Raw genomic sequence first — 17,689 nt, forward strand, 5'->3', positions numbered from 1 at the left:
TTGATATAGTAGTATAGAAACAGAATGAAAACCGAAAGAGGGTAAGAAGTATGTGTGGTTTTGTAGGATGTTTATGTGAAAACCCTAGAGAGTTTTCAGAAACAGAAAAACATCAATTTGAAAATATGAACACGATGATTTTCCACCGTGGTCCAGATGACGAAGGATATTTTCGTGATGAACATGTACAATTTGGCTTCCGCCGTTTAAGTATCATTGACTTAGAGGCAGGACATCAGCCGCTAACTTATGAAAATGATCGATATGTAATTATTTTTAATGGTGAAATTTACAACTATGTAGAATTACGTGAAATGTTACTTGAAAAAGGTGCAACGTTTGCAACACAATCTGATACAGAAGTTATCATTGCATTGTATGCACATATGAAAGAAAAATGTGTAGACTATCTTCGTGGTATGTTTGCATTTATGATTTGGGATCGTGAAGAGAAGAAACTTTTCGGTGCACGTGACCACTTCGGTATTAAACCTTTATACGTCGCACAACAAGGTGATACTACATTCTTCGCATCTGAGAAGAAAAGTATTATGCATGTGATGGAAGATAAAGGAGTTAATCCAACGTCACTACAACATTACTTTACGTACCAATATGGTCCAGAGCCAGAAACATTAACAATTGATGTTAATAAAATTGAGCCTGGTCATTATTTCGTAAAAGAAATCGGTAAAGAGATGGAGATCCATCGCTACTGGAAACCTTATTTCAATGCTTCAAGCGCAACGAAAGAGGAGCATATCCAAGCAATTCGTGATGTGTTATACGATTCAGTAAAAGTGCATATGCGCAGTGATGTACCAGTAGGTTCATTCTTATCTGGTGGTATCGATTCATCTATTATCGCTTCTATCGCAAGAGAAATGAATCCAAATCTTTTAACATTCTCTATTGGTTTTGAACAACGTGGTTTCAGTGAAGTTGATGTTGCCAAAGAAACTGCTGAGAAATTAGGCGTTAAAAACCATAACGTATTCATTTCAGCGAAAGAGTTTATGGATGAGTTCCCAAAAATCATTTGGCATATGGATGATCCTTTAGCAGATCCAGCAGCTGTACCATTGTACTTCGTTGCAAAAGAAGCACGTAAGCATGTAACAGTTGTTCTTTCAGGTGAAGGTGCAGACGAGCTATTTGGTGGTTATAACATTTATCGTGAGCCAAACTCACTAAAAATGTTCTCTTACATTCCTAGCCCAGGTAAGAGCGTTCTAAAAGCATTAAGTGGTGCTCTTAAAGAAGGATTTAAAGGTAAGAGCTTCCTAGAGCGTGGATGTACGCCAATTGAAGAGCGTTACTATGGAAACGCGAAAATCTTCCGTGAAGAAGAGAAAGTTGAATTAATGAAGTATTACAATGAAAGTGTTAACTATATGGATATCACGAAACCATTGTATAACGAGATTAAAGATTATGATGATGTAAGCAAAATGCAGTACATTGACATGTTCACATGGTTACGTGGTGACATTTTATTAAAAGCTGATAAAATGACAATGGCAAACTCATTAGAACTTCGTGTACCGTTCTTAGATAAAGAAGTATTCGATGTTGCATCTAAAATTCCAACTGAATTTAAGATTGCTAACGGAACTACGAAAGCTATTTTACGTGAAGCAGCACGCGGAATCGTTCCAGATCACGTATTAGATCGTAAAAAACTTGGATTCCCAGTACCAATTCGTCACTGGTTAAAAGACGAAATGCATGATTGGGCTATCAATATTATAAACGAGAGTAAAACAGAGCATTTAATCGACAAACAGTATGTATTAAACTTACTGGAAGCACATTGTGCAGATAAAGGCGATTATAGCCGTAAAATTTGGACTGTCCTTGCGTTTATGGTATGGCACCAAATTTATGTTGAGCATAAATACGATACGAATAAGTTCCATGAAGAAACAAAACGTGCGTATAGCTTAGTTTAATTAGAAAAACCTTAAGATCGCATACGGTCTTAAGGTTTTTTTCATAAATAGGAAATATTATTGATACAATAATAGTAAAAGGATGGACGACATATGATTACGTTTGAGAAAGTTACTGTAGAAAATGAAAGCGTTGTTAAAGAAATGTTTAAATCGCATAGTTTAGGTGAGAAAAAGGTACAGTACTGTGTGAAAGTTGATGATACATATATTGGTGTAATAGATTATAGTGTTCAAGAGGAACGAGCTGTTTTATCACAGCTAATTATTCATTTTGATTACCAAGGTTACGGTTATGGTGCAAATACGTATTTTACATTTGAAGAAATGATGAAACAAAGAAATGTGAAAGAAATAAAAGTGCTACAAGAGGAATTAACAGAAAAGGCGAAGTCTTTCATAGAGAGTTTTGGTTTTACTTCAGAAGATGAAGAGTATGTAAAGAAAATATAACGATGATTACTTATGCGATAAAATAAATATAAGGCAGGTGGATGTATGACGATGACTTCTGGTCTTGTATTAATTGGAGGGTGCTTTATAGTAGCAGAATTATGTCATATACTCATTCGGAAAAGAATGAGTAAGAAAAAAAAGCCGTATGAATTACAATACGTCCCTGTCTTTTTCATTATGTTTTGTATGCTTAGTACATTACAAAATCTAATGAACTTTCCACCACTTGTGAATGTTTTTTTAAAGTTCGGTTTACTTTATAGTGGTGCTGGAATAACACTTTTATTTATTTTATTTTGCATACGTTATGTTCACTATCAATCGTATATATTTATTTTAAATTGGTTAAAGCAAGATGATAGAAAACGCCTTACATAAGGCGTTTTTTTTATTTGTAATTGTAACAGAACTTGTACATTTCACATAAAATAGGACGAGTAGCAATGCAAACATATTACAAGAAAGGGGCGGGGCAATAAAATGAAACTTGTTATAGACGCAGGGCACGGTGGATATGATTCTGGTGCTGTTGGTAATGGTTTAGTAGAAAAAAACTTAACACTTCAAATTGCGAGACGCGTTCGAGACATTTTAACGGTAAATTACCCAATTACAATTAAAATGACACGTGATAGTGATGTGTTTATTTCTTTATCGGAACGTGCTAATATTGCCAATGCTTTTGGTGCGGATTATTTTATTTCATTTCATATTAATAGCGGCGGGGGGACAGGTTTTGAAAGCTATATTTATAATGCGTTATCCAACAGCAGCACTGCATATGCAAAGCAACAAAAAATGCATACAGCTGTCAATCCTGTATTAACAAAATATGGTCTTCGTGATCGAGGAGCAAAAAAAGAAAATTATGCGGTATTAAGAGAAACCGCAATGGATGCAATTTTAACTGAGACTGCTTTTATTGATACAGCGTTTGATGCAAATTTATTAAAAAATCCACAATTTATTGAAGATCTAAGTCAAGCGTATGCAAATGGAATAGCAGCTATTTTTGGAGTAGCTCCAAATCCACAACCTCCTAACCCACAACCGACACCTCAAACGAAGGGAATCGCTTATATTCTTGGGAAAAATGTAAATTTAAGAAATGGTCCATCAACTTCTTCCTCAGTTATTCGTCAATTAAATTCTCCAGAATCTTACGTTGTATATCAGGAAAGTAACGGATGGCTAGATTTGGGGAATGGACAATGGGTGTATAATGATCCTTCGTACATTAATTTTGTAAAGACAAGCAATAGTGATGGAAGCCCGATTGGGGTTGCATATATACAAGGGATGAATGTAAATTTAAGAAGTGGTCCATCAACTACATCTGCAGCTATCCGCCAATTAAATTCTCCAGAATCTTATTTAGTATATATAAATGAAAATGGTTGGTTAAACCTTGGTGGAAAGCAGTGGGTATATAATGATCCATCGTATATTAAGTATACTCAATATTAGCAATTAAAATGATAATGCAATATGGATGCGTATCTTTGTTATGTATAACAAGGGTACGCATTTTAATAACAACATTTATTTTCATACTTATGCACTATGTTTTAAAAAGAAACATTAGAAAAGCGGATAGAATCTAAATAGTATATATTAAAAAAGTTTTCTGATATACATTGACAATGTATGTAGGATACATTAATCTTTAATTGTTAATGATAATCGATTTCATCTAGGGAGGACATATGATACATACTAAAAAACTAATTATGTTCTGCATTATGACACTCATGGTTGTAATTGCAGGATGTAGTAAAGAAGAGAAAAAGGAAAATGATATATCAGCGAAAGCAAAAGATTCATATACGGTAAAGCATGCAATGGGCGAAACGACAGTAAATGGTACACCTAAAAAAGTTGTTGTTTTAACAAATGAAGGTGCAGAGGCTCTTCTAGCTGTGGGCGTAACGCCAGTGGGGACTACGAAACCACGTGCTGGTGATGAATGGTATCCTCATGTAGCGAAAGAGTTAAAAAATACGGAAGTTGTAGGAACTGAACGTGATATTAATTTAGAAGCAGTAATGAAGCTTAAGCCAGATTTAATTATCGGAAATAAAATGCGTCACGAAAAAATATATAATCAGCTAAAAGAAATCGCACCAACTGTTTATGCAGAAACATTACGCGGTGATTGGAAAGAAAACTTTACGCTTTATACAAAAGCTGTAAATAAAGAAAAAGAAGGGCAAAAAGCTCTTGATGATTATAAAAAACGTATTGAAGGAATGAAAGAGAAGTTAGGCGATAAATTGAATTCTAAAGTTTCTATTATTCGTTTCGTGCCAGGTGATGTTCGTATTTATCAAAAAAACTCATTCTCGGGAGTTGTTTTAAATGATATTGGATTTAAACGACCACCATTACAAGATAAAGATGATTTTGCGATAAAAGGAATTACAAAAGAGCAAATTCCAAATATGGACGGAGACTACTTATTCTATTTCACGTCTGATAAAGATGCAGATAAGAATAATGAAGGAAATTCGTTAGCAAAGGAATGGACAGAAGATCCACTCTTTAAGCAACTACAGGCTTCTAAAAATAATAAAGTATTCCAAGTAGATGAGGTAATCTGGAATACAGCAGGCGGTATTAAAGCTGCGAACCTTATGTTAGATGATATTGAAAAATATTTCCTTAAATAAATGATAAAATACATCACTTTTACGAAGTGATGTATTTTTTGTTTGTGAAAATACAGAAAATTCCTTCTTTCGGGGTGGCATAAGTTGTACAATAAAATCAATCATGTGATAAAGGAGTGGGGAAGAATGAAAGCTACTCATAAAGATTGGATCTTGTTTAATGGGAGAATGATTAATACGAAGGAAGAACAGCCGATGGTCGCATTAGAAGAGCGCGGTTTCCAATTTGGTGATGGTATTTATGAAGTATTTAGACTATACGATGGCAAGCCTCATTTATTAGATTTACATTTAGAACGATTCTTTAACTCTATGGCAGAAATAAAACTAATTCCACCATTTACGAAGGAAGAATTAGTAGAAGAGTTATATCAAATGATTGAAAAAAATCAATTTCAAGAAGATGGGAATGTATATTTACAAATATCAAGAGGTGCACAACCGCGCAATCATGTATATGAATCAGATTTACAACCGACATATTTTGCAAATCTTGTTTCGTTCCCAAGACCAGTTGCTTCAATGGAGGCAGGGATTAAGGTAACAGTAGAAGAGGACATCAGGTGGAAGTTTTGCCATATAAAATCTTTAAATTTACTTCCTAATATTATGATCAAAAACAAAATAAATGAACAAGGATATCAAGAAGCAATATTAGTACGGGATGGCATTGTGACTGAAGGGTGTCATTCCAATTTCTTTATTGTGAAAAATAATAAGTTAATTACACATCCAGCGGATCATTTCATTTTACATGGTATTACACGTCACTACGTGATTACATTAGCGAAAGAGTTACATATCGAAGTAGAAGAACGAGAGTTTTCGTTACAAGAAGTATATGAAGCTGATGAGTGCTTCTTTACAGCGACGCCACTTGAAATATTCCCAGTCATTCAGATTGGTGATGAACAGTTTGGAGCTGGTGAAAGAGGACCAATTACGAAAAAATTACAAGCTGCATATGAAGAGAGTATTCGTTTGTTTAAAGTGACAAATTAATCATGAAGAAAAAAGCTGGTATTCTTCCGGCTTTTTTTCATGATATAATTCAAGCATAGGACAAGTTTTGAAAACGCTGTAAAAAGGGGATTTAATATATGAATTATGAAGATTTTAAAGAAGTAATTCACGGAAGACGAAGTGTTAGAAAGTTTACAGATCAAGAAGTATCTACTAATGATATAAAAGAAATAATTGATTGTGCGCGTTACGCACCGAGTGATACGAATTCACAAACGTGGGAATTCTTAGTTATCATGAATCGAGAGAAGATTAAAGAAATTGAACAAATGACATGGGATGCATTACATAAACTTGCGGCAAAAGCAGCAGAAAATGGAGAAGAGAAAGCAGGGAAATTACTTACACGTTCTTTCGGACCATATGCAACAGCTTTCTCGGAGGCACCAGTATTAATCGTATGTTTGGCAACACCATATGAATCAAAGTTCCGTGAAAAGATATTTGATCCAATTGCTTTTGTTCCAGATTCAGTTTGGGAAGAAGAAGGCATTAAGAGTAGCTGTTTAGCGGCACAAAACTTAATGTTAGCTGCACATGCAAAGGGACTTGGTACTTGTCCAATGACAGGGCCAGTATTGCTAGCTCAAGATGAACTGCGCCAATATTTACAAATTGAGCCTGAAAAACAAATAAATATGGTTATTTCACTAGGATTTCCGAAAGATAAGCCAAAAAAACTTCCAAGAAAAGAAGTAGAAGAAATCACAACATTTGTTTTTTAAAGTGCTACATAGAAAAGACATTGGACATATCAATGTCTTTTTATTTTTGAGGGGGTATTATATCGATTTGTTGGGCTAAAATGATAAATAAGAAGGAATTACTATTTATTTCATAAAAAAAATTAATGTTCTATTAAGGAAAGTATGATACATTAATCGTGAGCAAGCTTCTATATGTTCATAAAAGTTTTAAAAGTTGTCTTAAAATTTAAAAGTTATTTTTGTATAATAAATTATAATCAAATGACAGGGGGGATGAATTTTGAAAAAATTCATAATCACTGGATTGTCTGTATTGTTATTAGTAGGTTGCGGTGCTCCACAGGAAAAAGAGGACGCGCAATCAAAACAGGAAGAACAAGTTGTAAACGCAAGTGATGAGAATATGGTTGTATTTCCTGAAGGTGCAATGTCAATTGGAGAAGGGAAAGTAAAAGTTATTACTCCAGATGGTACTTCTGAAAATGGCAATATACCGACTGTATTCATTAAAAAGGATACTTTAATTCAGCAAGTTGAATTAGAACTTTCTAATTTTCAAAGTGATAAAGAAACCTTCATATTTGTAGATCAAATGTATACAGATAGACATCAAGTAACTAGTACAACGCAGACAACAGTACAATTAAAAGAAAAGACGCTTGAAACAGGTAGTCATACGATTACTGCAGTTCAGTATGAAAACAATGACCCGAAAGGAAAGGTTATTAGTTTTAATCAAGCAACATTTGAGACAAAGCCTGCGTCTTAATAAGAATAAAAAGTACATTACTTAAAAAAGTAGTGTGCTTTTTTATTTGGACTAGAGTGTGCAAGAGTAAATAACTTGTTTCGTTTTCTAATACGATTAAATAGGAAGAAATCACTTGCTACTACTATGACAGAGAAAGAGGTTGAAGATGTAAATCGGTGTATTCGTATCGTCTTGATTAGTATAATGATGGCAGTAATTTGGTTTACGATACAAGAGGTGATTCAAATTACGTTTAATTACCAAATTCATGACTTAGTAATAGGAGCTAGTTGTTTTACCATTGTGTATCTATTATATCCCGCATTAATGGGCAGTAAGACCTCGCCTTAAAAATCGGTATATGTGAGGAGATTAGGTGGGAGATCAACTGTCCGATTGGTTTAACTAATAATCATTGGAGATGAACAAACTCTCCAATGATTAAAGTTTCACTTTATGATAAACTCGAATTAAGGTAAGTTTTACAAGAAAAATGTAGGTATTTCATTTGAAATGTCGAATAGTACATACGATGTCGTAATAACAAATTTTCTATTGTTTACTGTGAAACAGAAGAAGGAGAGATAGTAGTTATGAAACGAGCTCTTATTAATATTGATTATACATATGATTTTGTAGCGGAAAAAGGTGCTTTAACTTGCGGAAAACCAGGTCAAGAAATTGAGAAGGAAATTGTACATATAACGACGCAATATATTGAAAATGGAGATTACGTTGTCTTTGCGATTGATAAACATGAAAAAAATGATGTATATCATCCAGAATCAAAATTATTCCCACCCCATAATATAGCTGGTACAAGTGGAAGAGATTTGTTTGGGGAATTACAAGATGTATACGAAACATATAAAAATGCTGAAAATGTATATTACATGGATAAAACACGATATAGTGCATTTGCAGGAACCGACTTAGAAATGAAGTTAAGAGAAAGAGGAATAGAAGAAGTTCATCTTGTAGGTGTTTGTACTGATATTTGTGTTCTTCACACAGCAGTAGACGCTTATAATAAAGGATTTAAAATTGTTGTTTATGAAAAGGCAGTTGCATCTTTTAATGCGCAAGGGCATGAATTTGCACTTGGACATTTTAAATCTTGTTTACATGCAGAAGTGAAATGAAAAAGAGGCCTTTAAAAAGGTCTCTTTTTTGCGTTTAAACTGAGACGACATTTTGTTCAATTAATTTTTTTATGAATGGGCTAATATTTTGTGGTAGCTCATTTAAATTAAAAAATTGTACATGTAATGATTCGACTTCATCAGCTTTTAGCAAGCCACCTGTAATATCTTTGCAAAGGTAAGCAATTGTTATAAGGTAAAATTCATCTCCGTTCGTTAATTTCACAAAAAATTATTTACCTGAAAATACAGTTGCTAGCTGAAGTGTACCAATTTCGATTCCGGTTTCTTCAAGTACTTCTCGTTTTCCAGCTGCTTCTATAGATTCACCAAGTTCTACAAAACCTCCTGGAACGCCCCACATGCCATTTCGCCTTTGTTGTAGTAGTATTTGTCCTTGTTCATTGAAAACAGCTACCGCAACGCCTGCTAAATTAAGCGGTCTTGATCCAACAACTTCTCTTAGTTCTTCAATATATCCCATTGCTTGTAACCCTCGTGAGTAATAATATTTTCAAATGAACTATTCGATATTATGTAAATGTTTTCCTTTTATTGGGATGGGTTGTGTAGTCTTAAAGTGAAGTCATAAAAAAATTCAATTGCTAGCTCCCTTTAGGTTATGAAAAAGGGTATATTTATAGAAGAATGTCTAATGAATTTTAAAAATATAGCAGCTTTGTATAGAATTTTTATTAGTTAAGGAAGTGGATGGATGAGTTTATTAACGTATACTGAAGAATTTTTTAATTATGTAAGGGAGTTTTTACTTTTAAGATTTTTACTATTTGCTTTAGTTTTAATCATTATTTCGTTTGTAATAAACCGGATTATTGATTGGTTTTTTAGGAAATCAAGCTTTTTTGATGAAGAGGTAGAGCAGACGATTCAAAGTGTAATTCGATCTATTTTTAGATATATCATTATCATCAGTCTTATCATATATTTAATTAGCCAATTTGTAGATATAAAAAGTATTATTGCAGGTGCAGGGATAGCTGGAGTTGTCATCGGTTTTGCAGCACAACAGATGCTAAAAGATGTTATATTAGGCTTTGCAAGATTAGCGGACAAAGAGTTTCGAGTTGGTGATTTTGTAACTTTTAACGGAACAAATTCAGGAACTATTGAAGAGATTAGTATTCGTTTTATGCAAATTCGTGAATGGTCAGGAAAACTACTTACCATCCCGCACGGAGAGATTAGAACAATACAAAATTTTAATAAAGGATGGATGCGTGTAATTGAACGCATCACGGTAAGTTATCAGGAAGATCCAACAAGAGTGAAGGAATTGTTAGAAGAAGTATGTGTTATATGCAATGAAAAATTGGATCAAACTCTTTATAGAGTAGAGGATGACGCTGTTGAGCCATTTAAATACGTCGGTGTTACAGACTTAAATCCTAACTTGAAATATGTTGGCTATGAATTTTGTATTACAGGTTTAATAAAGCCAGAAGATTATTTTGAAACTTCTAGACAAGTAAGATTTGAATTAATGTCTATGTTTCATAAGAATCAAGTGCAAATGCCAGCAGCGAATATGGTTGTTACTACTGAAGGTTTACAGCATATCCATGGTGGAAAATCTTTATCGGACAGCTAAAGTAGAATCGTTTGTTAACAAAAATTCTGATTCCAACATTGGATAGAATAACAATAATAAAATGATTGATATAAAGAAAGGGCTGAAGAGATTCGGTTCTTTTTTTATTTATAGAATTTAGAAATTTCTTAATGTTATAATTGTAGTTGGTGATGAGAATGAACTTTGAAGAAAAAGAGATGCATCGTTTAGAAGCATTAAAAGAAATTGCTGAATTATTAAATGAAGCAACAAACTTACAGGATATGTTAGAAAAAGTGTTGCATACATTGTTACAAGTAATGAATTTACAAACAGGGTGGATATTCTTTATTGATGAAAGTGGAAAGCATAGCATGCTTGTAGACGAAAATTTACCAGAGGCTCTTACGTGGCAAGAGAAGAAGCCGATGTGTGAAGGAAACTGTTGGTGTGTAGAACGTTTTGTGAATGGGAGATTAGAAAAAGCGACTAATATTATTGAATGTAAGCGAATAGAAGATGCAATTGAATGTAATTGGGGAGAGACAGAAGATGTTACACATCATGCGACAATTCCGCTTAGGTCTGGATCAGAAAAATTTGGTCTACTAAATGTGGCTGCGCCTCATAAGACTCATTTTTCAGAGGAAGAGTTAGCATTATTAGAATCAATTGCATTTCAAATTGGAACGACAATACAACGTATTCAGTTAGTTGAGAAAGAACGTAAATATGTAGTGGTAGCGGAAAGAAATCGACTTGCACGTGATTTACATGATTCAGTAAAACAATTGTTATTTTCTATTATGCTAACAGCGAAAGGTACTCTGAATATGACGCAAGATAGAGAATTGCAAGAGATGTTAAGTTATATTGGAGAATTATCACAAGAAGCATTACAAGAGATGACTCTATTAATTTGGCAATTAAGACCTGAAGGATTAGAGAAAGGGTTAGCAGAAGCAATTCAAAATTACGGGAAGTTATTAGGAGTTCAAGTGGAAGTTCGAATTGATGGGATGGTTTCAATTGGGGATGAAATAGAAGAAGTTTTATGGCGTATTAGCCAAGAGGCGCTACATAATTGTAAAAAGCATGCTTCGTGTGAAAAGGTACATGTTCTTTTGAAAATAGAAAATAACCAGTTACATTTTTACATAGAAGATAATGGAATAGGATTTATACAAGAGCAAGTAAGGGAGTCAGCACTTGGCCTGAAAAGTATGAAGGAACGTATTCAGTTAATGAAGGGGTCGTTTCAAATTATAACAGAGCTGAGAAAGGGTACAAAAATAGAAATTCAATTGCCGATTTGAAGGGGAGAATAAGATTGAAGATTAAATTGCTACTAGTTGAGGATCATCATATCGTTCGAAGAGGACTTGTATTCTTTTTGAAAACGAGAGAAGAATTTGAAATTATTGGGGAAGCAGAAAATGGCGAAGAGGCATTACATTTCGTGCAAAAAGAAAGACCGGATGTCGTACTAATGGATGTATCGATGCCGAAAATGGATGGAATTGAGGCAACAAAACGTCTAAAGCAATACGATGAGACGATAAAGGTACTTATATTAAGTAGTTTTTCAGAGCAAGATTATGTTATACCAGCACTTGAAGCTGGAGCAGATGGTTATCAATTAAAAGAAGTACAACCTGAGCAACTTGTCGCTTCTATTATTGCAGTACATCAAGGAAATGCGAATTTTCATCCGAAAGTAACACCTGCATTAATGGGGCGTACCGCAGTAAAGAAGGAAATAGAAAATCCTTTTTCAATGTTAACGAAAAGAGAGCAAGAGGTACTTCGCGAAATTGCGAAAGGAAGAAGCAACAAGGAGATTGCAGCAGAACTTCATATTACAGAACAAACTGTGAAAACACACGTTTCAAACGTTTTAGCTAAATTGGAAGTGGATGATCGTACGCAAGCCGCATTATACGCAGTGAAACATGGGGAGGATTATTCATAAGCATGAATAATTCTGTTATATCGTATGACAGAATACATAGGAGCAATTAAAATTTATAGTAATCCCTAATATAGGTTTTTCTTCTTTCAATAATTAGGTACAATAAAGTTAAACTAATCGGTTTTTACAGGATAAAGCTACGATAGAAGAGGAGGATATGCTATGCCTGGTACAAGGAGTGGGATTGGAAAGATTCAGGCTTCGTTAAATGGTTTATCACCGAAATTGCGAAGTATTGCCGAACATATTTTGAAACATCCACAAGATGTTGTACATAAATCTATTACAGAATTAGCTGAAGTTACGAGTAGTTCCGAAGCGACGATATTCCGCTTATGTAAACACCTTGGTTTGCAAGGTTTTCAAGATTTAAAGATTACATTAGCTCGTGAAATTGTACATACACCGATGCAAAATATTCATGAAGAGGTATCAGCAGAAGATAGTATGGTAACTGTTGCTAAAAAAGTTTTTCATTCGCATATTACAGGACTGCAAGATACTTTACATTTGCTAAATGAAACAGCACTTGAGCAGGCTGTACGAGCTTTGCAAGAAGCAAGTCGAATTGAGTTTTATGGAAATGGTGGCTCTGGTATTATTGCGATGGATGCGTATCATAAGTTTATGAGAACGGGTATTTCTTGTATCGCTCATACTGATTCGCATTTTCAAATTATGGGAGCAGGTTTACTCTCGGAAAATTCAGTTGTTATTGGCATTTCTCATTCTGGTAGCAATAAAGGATTACTTGAAGCGTTAGAAGTAGCGAAAGCAAGAGGGGCCAAAATTATTGCGATTACGAGCTATAAGAAATCAGCATTAAGTCAACTTGCTGATATTACGTTATATACATCAACACGTGAGACTGAGTTCCGCACAGAAGCAAGTTCATCACGATTAGCACAGTTAAGCTTATTAGATACTTTGTATGTAGGGTTGTCGTTGCAGCGACAAGAGGAAACGCTAAAAAATTTACAAAGTATACGTGAAACGATTTCGATGAAACGAATATAAAAAAAGCTCTTCAAATGAAGAGCTTGCAGACTGTAGACAAACTATTTTTGGAGAGTTCAAATGCTAAAAAAAATAGTTTGTCTCTTGTTTTATTGATAATTTACCCAATTATATTTATATATAGTGATTATTATATTGGAATTTACTATAGGCGAGGAAGGTGTCTTATGAAAATATCTGTTTATGTTGCAAGTGCATTTAGCAAGGATCATAAAGGCGGAAATAAAGCAGGAGTGGTATTTATTGAGAATACAAATACATTGACCACTACTCAAAAAATGACAATAGCGAAACAACTGGGTTATGCGGAAACCGCATTTATATCAGAATCTGAAATTGCTGATTATAAATTTGAGTATTTTACTCCAAAAGAAGAAGTTGATTTATGTGGTCATGCCACAATTGGCTCTTTCGCGATACTGATGCATTTAAATAAAATTTTCAAGAATCGCTATACGATTGAAACGAACAGCGGTGTTCTTACTATTACCATAACAGATGACATCATATTCATGGAACAAAATAAGCCGATATTCTATGATGTTGTATCTCCAAATGAGTTCACCGACTGTTTTGACATTAAAGATATAGACAATAAATACCCAATCCAAATTGTCTCTACGGGCTTAAAAGATATTTTAATTCCTATAAAAAGCGAAACACAATTACATGCACTGCAACCTAATTTTGAAAAAATTAAAGAAATCAGCAAGTATTATAATGTTGTCGGGATGCATCTATATACTTTTAATGACAATCGAATTATATGCAGAAATTTTGCTCCACTATACGACATTAATGAAGAAGCAGCGACTGGAACTTCAAACGGTGCATTAGCTTGCTACCTTTATGAACAGCAGTATTTGCAAAAAGAAGTCTATGTATTTGAACAAGGTTATTCTTTATACTCGCCTTCTGAAATATTAGTTAAATTAGCAACCAATAGCAAAAATAAAATAGAAAAAGTTTATGTTGGCGGTAAAGGCTATTACTGTGAAACTAAGTGTTTAAATATAGAAAATATTGAGTGAAGAGCTTTTTATCGATGAGAAGTTTGTTACTTTATTTTCTTTTAGAAATGTATGACTTACTTATAGTCAGTGATAAACTCTCATTTTTAAAAAATTAAAATAAAGACCGATTTGTGTAATAATTCAAATATTGTTCATAATTTCACAAGCTGTTTATGAAGTGTCATGTTATGATGAACATGTAATGATGATTGAACACTTAAATTTGGTACAATAACTAGCCAAAGTAGTGAGGAAAGTAGTTGTGAGATAAACTCATTAAAACGCTAAAACACTAAAGGGGAGATCACATATGAAAGCAGTAGTGGTTAATAAAAACAGCAAAGCAAACATCGAAGTGATTGAAAAAGAATTACGTCCGTTACGCTCAGGCGAAGCGTTAGTAGATGTAGAGTATTGTGGAGTTTGCCACACTGATTTACACGTTGCGAATCATGATTTTGGTAACACTGATGGCCGTATTCTTGGTCATGAGGGTGTAGGTATTGTTACGAAAATAGCTGATGATGTTAATTCGCTAAAGATAGGTGACCGTGTAAGTATTGCATGGATGTTCCAATCTTGTGGACGTTGTGAATATTGCGTAACTGGTAGAGAAACATTTTGCCGTGAAGTTAAAAACGCAGGTTATTCAGTAGATGGTGGTATGGCTGAACAATGTATCGTTACAGCTGATTATGCGGTAAAAGTACCAGAAGGATTAGATCCTGCTCAAGCATCATCAATTACATGTGCTGGTGTAACTACATATAAAGCTATTAAAGTATCAGATATTAAACCTGGTCAACCTATTGTAATCTATGGCTGCGGTGGATTAGGTAACTTAGCTATCCAATATGCTAAAAATGTATTTGGTGCAAAGGTAATCGCAGTAGACATTAATGACGACAAATTAGCCTTAGCGAAAGAAGTTGGTGCTGATATGACTATCAATCCAATTTCTCAAGGTCCTGCTGATAAAATTGTTCAAGAGGAGCTTGGTGGCGCTTATGCTGCGGTAGTAACAGCAGTCTCTAAAGTAGCCTTTAACTCAGCGGTTGATGCAGTACGTGCTTGCGGTAAAGTAGTTGCAGTAGGGCTACCAGTAGAAACAATGGACTTAAACATCCCGCGACTTGTACTGGATGGAATTGAAGTAGTTGGTTCTCTAGTGGGTACTCGTAAAGATTTGGAAGAGGCGTTTATGTTTGGGGCAGAAGGAAAAGTAGTGCCGGTTGTTCAAACTTGTTCGCTAGATAAAGTACAAAATGTATTCGAAGAAATGGAACAAGGTAGAATTCAAGGGCGTATGGTAATTGATTTTAAAAAACATAATTGTGATTGCAAATAATTCACTTTAAATATAAAAAGCATGAGTCTAGCAAAGGACATGTAAAAAAGTTAGACAGCATAAGAAGATGATCCCTGTATTTAATAGGGATCATCTTCTTTATTTTCTACTAATATCGATGCCAATTAATACTTGATTAATGAGAAATGATTAAAGGTTTACTTTATTTGCAAACGAAAAAGAATCTTTATGTTTAACAAATTTTTTATGATCTGGAACGTTTTGAATTGCTACAATTTGCGAATCTCTTGCTTTCAGTGCATCTTGAATCCCGATGGTCATAAGCTTAATAAATAGAATCGTAATAAAGAATGAAGCGAGAGTATAAAAAATAATCCACCATGAAAGATTCATTTCATTACGATTTAATCCAATAAGGCCTGCCCAATCATTAGATAGAGAAACAGGTTTGAGCACTCCGTCATAGAGTTCACGCATTTGTATGCCGCCAATTACAATGTTAAGCAACGCTAAATGGATAACGAGTATGAGTGTTTGGACGATATGTTCCATAAATAATACAAATAAGCGGTCAAGTAATAAGACTCGTAAGTGTTTTTTTATAATATGAAAACGACTAGCCCCCAGTAATTGTGAACTTAAGATGTAATCTTGTTTCATAAATTCATCAACCTCTGAGGATATGTATAAAGAAAGTGTAGGCAGAGCGACGAAAATAAGTACGAGTACTTGATAAAACGTAAATGAAATATTTGGATCTACCCCATCAGCATTTGATGTGATTATAATATTAACAGGCGTGATGAGTATGAATGCGATAAATAGAGTTGGAATATAATAAAAAACTTCTGAGCATGACTGGAAAAATCTCTTGAGTTTTGGAGCAAATAAACTTAAGAGGATTCCTATACATGTTCCGCATAAAATTCGAAAGAAGCTAATTGCCACGGCTAATAAAATAGTGAATTTTGCTCCTTCTACAATTTGTAAGAAAACAGACTCTCCAAAACGATCAGATCCAAAAGGTGGAATTAACGAAGGCGGAAAGGGGGCCTTTCCAAGTAATTCGTTATTGTCATTGTAAAGTAACTGAGGAGGTTTTGGGATGTTATCTTTAAAGAACCAACTATAAATAAAACTAGCTGAAATAAGTATGAATAGATAAGTAAAGCCGATTAAAAATCGTTTTGATTTCCAAATAGATTTCATAATGATACTCCTTTCAATTGCTTTTTCCATCTATTCATCATGAATGAGACTATGTGGAAAAGGGCATAAAACGGTAAAATAATCATAACAAGTATGATAAATGCAGCGGGAGGTGAAACAAACGCCTTATTAAATAGAAATTGAATAATGCCTTCCATATTAAAAACAAATTCTAAAATGAATAAATTAGAAAGTAAGAAAACAAAAATCGTTTTTAAATGGTGAAAGAAGTGGATAGATATATTTTTGAATAAATGAATGCAGAGTATATAACTTGATGAAAGGCCTTTTCCATATGCAACCTCTACGTAATGTTTTCCTTCTTCTTCTTTTATGTATAACACCATCATCCGAAACATTTGTAATGTAGGTAAGACAGCTAATGATAAAATAGGGAGTAAATAAGCTCGATTTTCATTAAAAGAAATAATAGTGACAGGAGATTCCCCGAATTTTTGAAGTACCCATATGAAGAATATTTGCAAACAAATCATCATCATCATATCAGGGACAGCTTCTAATATGAACACAATTCGGTTTATCCATTTTTTTATATAATCTTTCGCTAAAAAATAAAAAAATGCCATGCTAGATGATAGAAAGAGAGCAAGAAAAAAGGCTAAAAATAATATAGTAAATGAATATAGGTAAGGTTCTAAAACAGTTGGAAATAATGGTGTTTTTTTGAAATGGCCAAACTTCGGGTCTGATCCTATAATCACTAATGATTCAGGGGAGAAGACCTGTTTTAACATGGTAACGATCTGATTAAAAAAATAAATTGGTTGAAAGGTAAACCCTTGTTGAGTGATAAATAAATAAGGTAAATTTAATAATAGTAAGAGTGATAAAAGAATTGATGAAAGCTTGATTGTGAATTGAGATATTTTATTTAACAT

General features: G+C 33.8%; 18 protein-coding genes and 1 pseudogene. 16 read left to right on the forward strand and 3 right to left on the reverse strand.

All coding sequences use genetic code 11. The features are described from left to right. The first annotated feature begins 50 nt into the window (after positions 1-50). The 10 genes from asnB to BM089_RS07100 all read left to right on the forward strand — a co-directional run bounded on the left by asnB (position 51) and on the right by BM089_RS07100 (position 8,700). The gene (gene asnB, locus BM089_RS07055; protein WP_000333826.1) at positions 51-1,952 is read left to right on the forward strand and encodes an asparagine synthase (glutamine-hydrolyzing); all 1,902 of its coding nucleotides are present in this window, start codon (positions 51-53) and stop codon (positions 1,950-1,952) included. Positions 1,953-2,045: 93 nt separating this feature from the next. Next, positions 2,046-2,405, forward strand: coding sequence for a GNAT family N-acetyltransferase (locus tag BM089_RS07060; RefSeq protein ID WP_000627519.1), 360 nt, complete (start codon positions 2,046-2,048; stop codon positions 2,403-2,405). A gap of 51 nt (positions 2,406-2,456) precedes the next feature. Then, a complete protein-coding gene (locus BM089_RS07065; RefSeq protein WP_000200465.1) occupies positions 2,457-2,786 on the forward strand; it encodes a hypothetical protein in 330 nt (109 codons plus the stop codon). Positions 2,787-2,888: 102 nt separating this feature from the next. Next, entirely contained in the window at positions 2,889-3,875 is a 987-nt protein-coding gene (locus BM089_RS07070; protein ID WP_090976455.1) for an N-acetylmuramoyl-L-alanine amidase, read from the forward strand. A gap of 239 nt (positions 3,876-4,114) precedes the next feature. Beyond that, a complete protein-coding gene (locus BM089_RS07075; RefSeq protein ID WP_090976457.1) occupies positions 4,115-5,077 on the forward strand; it encodes an ABC transporter substrate-binding protein in 963 nt (320 codons plus the stop codon). Between the two features lie 126 nt (positions 5,078-5,203). Further along, positions 5,204-6,079: a D-amino-acid transaminase gene (dat, locus tag BM089_RS07080; RefSeq protein WP_000648384.1), complete on the forward strand. Its 876-nt coding sequence runs from the start codon at positions 5,204-5,206 to the stop codon at positions 6,077-6,079. A 98-nt stretch (positions 6,080-6,177) separates the two neighbouring features. Continuing rightward, a complete protein-coding gene (locus BM089_RS07085) occupies positions 6,178-6,825 on the forward strand; it encodes a nitroreductase family protein (RefSeq protein ID WP_053564602.1) in 648 nt (215 codons plus the stop codon). Positions 6,826-7,087: 262 nt separating this feature from the next. Beyond that, positions 7,088-7,576 carry a putative periplasmic lipoprotein gene (locus BM089_RS07090; RefSeq protein ID WP_000713495.1) on the forward strand — a complete coding sequence of 163 codons (489 nt, stop codon included), beginning with the start codon at positions 7,088-7,090 and terminating at the stop codon, positions 7,574-7,576. A 126-nt stretch (positions 7,577-7,702) separates the two neighbouring features. Beyond that, a complete protein-coding gene (locus BM089_RS07095; protein WP_015406474.1) occupies positions 7,703-7,909 on the forward strand; it encodes a hypothetical protein in 207 nt (68 codons plus the stop codon). 242 nt (positions 7,910-8,151) lie between these two features. Further along, entirely contained in the window at positions 8,152-8,700 is a 549-nt protein-coding gene (locus BM089_RS07100; RefSeq protein WP_000816771.1) for a cysteine hydrolase family protein, read from the forward strand. Positions 8,701-8,734: 34 nt separating this feature from the next. Here BM089_RS07100 and BM089_RS07105 read toward each other — a convergent pair. Beyond that, positions 8,735-9,184: pseudogene (locus BM089_RS07105) on the reverse strand (NUDIX hydrolase). A gap of 231 nt (positions 9,185-9,415) precedes the next feature. Here BM089_RS07105 and BM089_RS07110 point away from each other — a divergent pair. The 6 genes from BM089_RS07110 to adhP all read left to right on the forward strand — a co-directional run bounded on the left by BM089_RS07110 (position 9,416) and on the right by adhP (position 15,620). Continuing rightward, the gene (locus BM089_RS07110; protein WP_090976459.1) at positions 9,416-10,309 is read left to right on the forward strand and encodes a mechanosensitive ion channel family protein; all 894 of its coding nucleotides are present in this window, start codon (positions 9,416-9,418) and stop codon (positions 10,307-10,309) included. Positions 10,310-10,488: 179 nt separating this feature from the next. After that, positions 10,489-11,586 (forward strand): two-component system sensor histidine kinase CasK, encoded by a 1,098-nt coding sequence (casK, locus tag BM089_RS07115; protein ID WP_170925745.1) that lies wholly within the window; start codon positions 10,489-10,491, stop codon positions 11,584-11,586. 14 nt (positions 11,587-11,600) lie between these two features. After that, positions 11,601-12,242, forward strand: a complete 642-nt coding sequence (gene casR / locus BM089_RS07120; RefSeq protein WP_000694630.1) for a two-component system response regulator CasR — start codon at positions 11,601-11,603, stop codon at positions 12,240-12,242. Positions 12,243-12,404: 162 nt separating this feature from the next. Beyond that, positions 12,405-13,259, forward strand: coding sequence for a MurR/RpiR family transcriptional regulator (locus BM089_RS07125; RefSeq protein WP_001119652.1), 855 nt, complete (start codon positions 12,405-12,407; stop codon positions 13,257-13,259). A gap of 167 nt (positions 13,260-13,426) precedes the next feature. Then, positions 13,427-14,290, forward strand: coding sequence for a PhzF family phenazine biosynthesis protein (locus BM089_RS07130; protein ID WP_090976461.1), 864 nt, complete (start codon positions 13,427-13,429; stop codon positions 14,288-14,290). A 292-nt stretch (positions 14,291-14,582) separates the two neighbouring features. Continuing rightward, positions 14,583-15,620 carry an alcohol dehydrogenase AdhP gene (adhP, locus tag BM089_RS07135; protein ID WP_000649129.1) on the forward strand — a complete coding sequence of 346 codons (1,038 nt, stop codon included), beginning with the start codon at positions 14,583-14,585 and terminating at the stop codon, positions 15,618-15,620. 150 nt (positions 15,621-15,770) lie between these two features. Here the strand turns inward: adhP and BM089_RS07140 are convergent, their stop codons facing one another. Both BM089_RS07140 and BM089_RS07145 read right to left on the reverse strand, forming a co-directional pair. Next, positions 15,771-16,790, reverse strand: a complete 1,020-nt coding sequence (locus tag BM089_RS07140; protein WP_000836567.1) for an ABC transporter permease — start codon at positions 16,788-16,790, stop codon at positions 15,771-15,773. Next, positions 16,787-17,689 (reverse strand): ABC transporter permease subunit, encoded by a 903-nt coding sequence (locus BM089_RS07145; protein WP_090976463.1) that lies wholly within the window; start codon positions 17,687-17,689, stop codon positions 16,787-16,789. The genes BM089_RS07140 and BM089_RS07145 overlap by 4 nt, the downstream gene beginning before the upstream one ends.

Source organism: Bacillus sp. 5mfcol3.1 (assembly GCF_900114335.1).
GTDB classification, from domain to species: domain Bacteria; phylum Bacillota; class Bacilli; order Bacillales; family Bacillaceae_G; genus Bacillus_A; species Bacillus_A thuringiensis_S.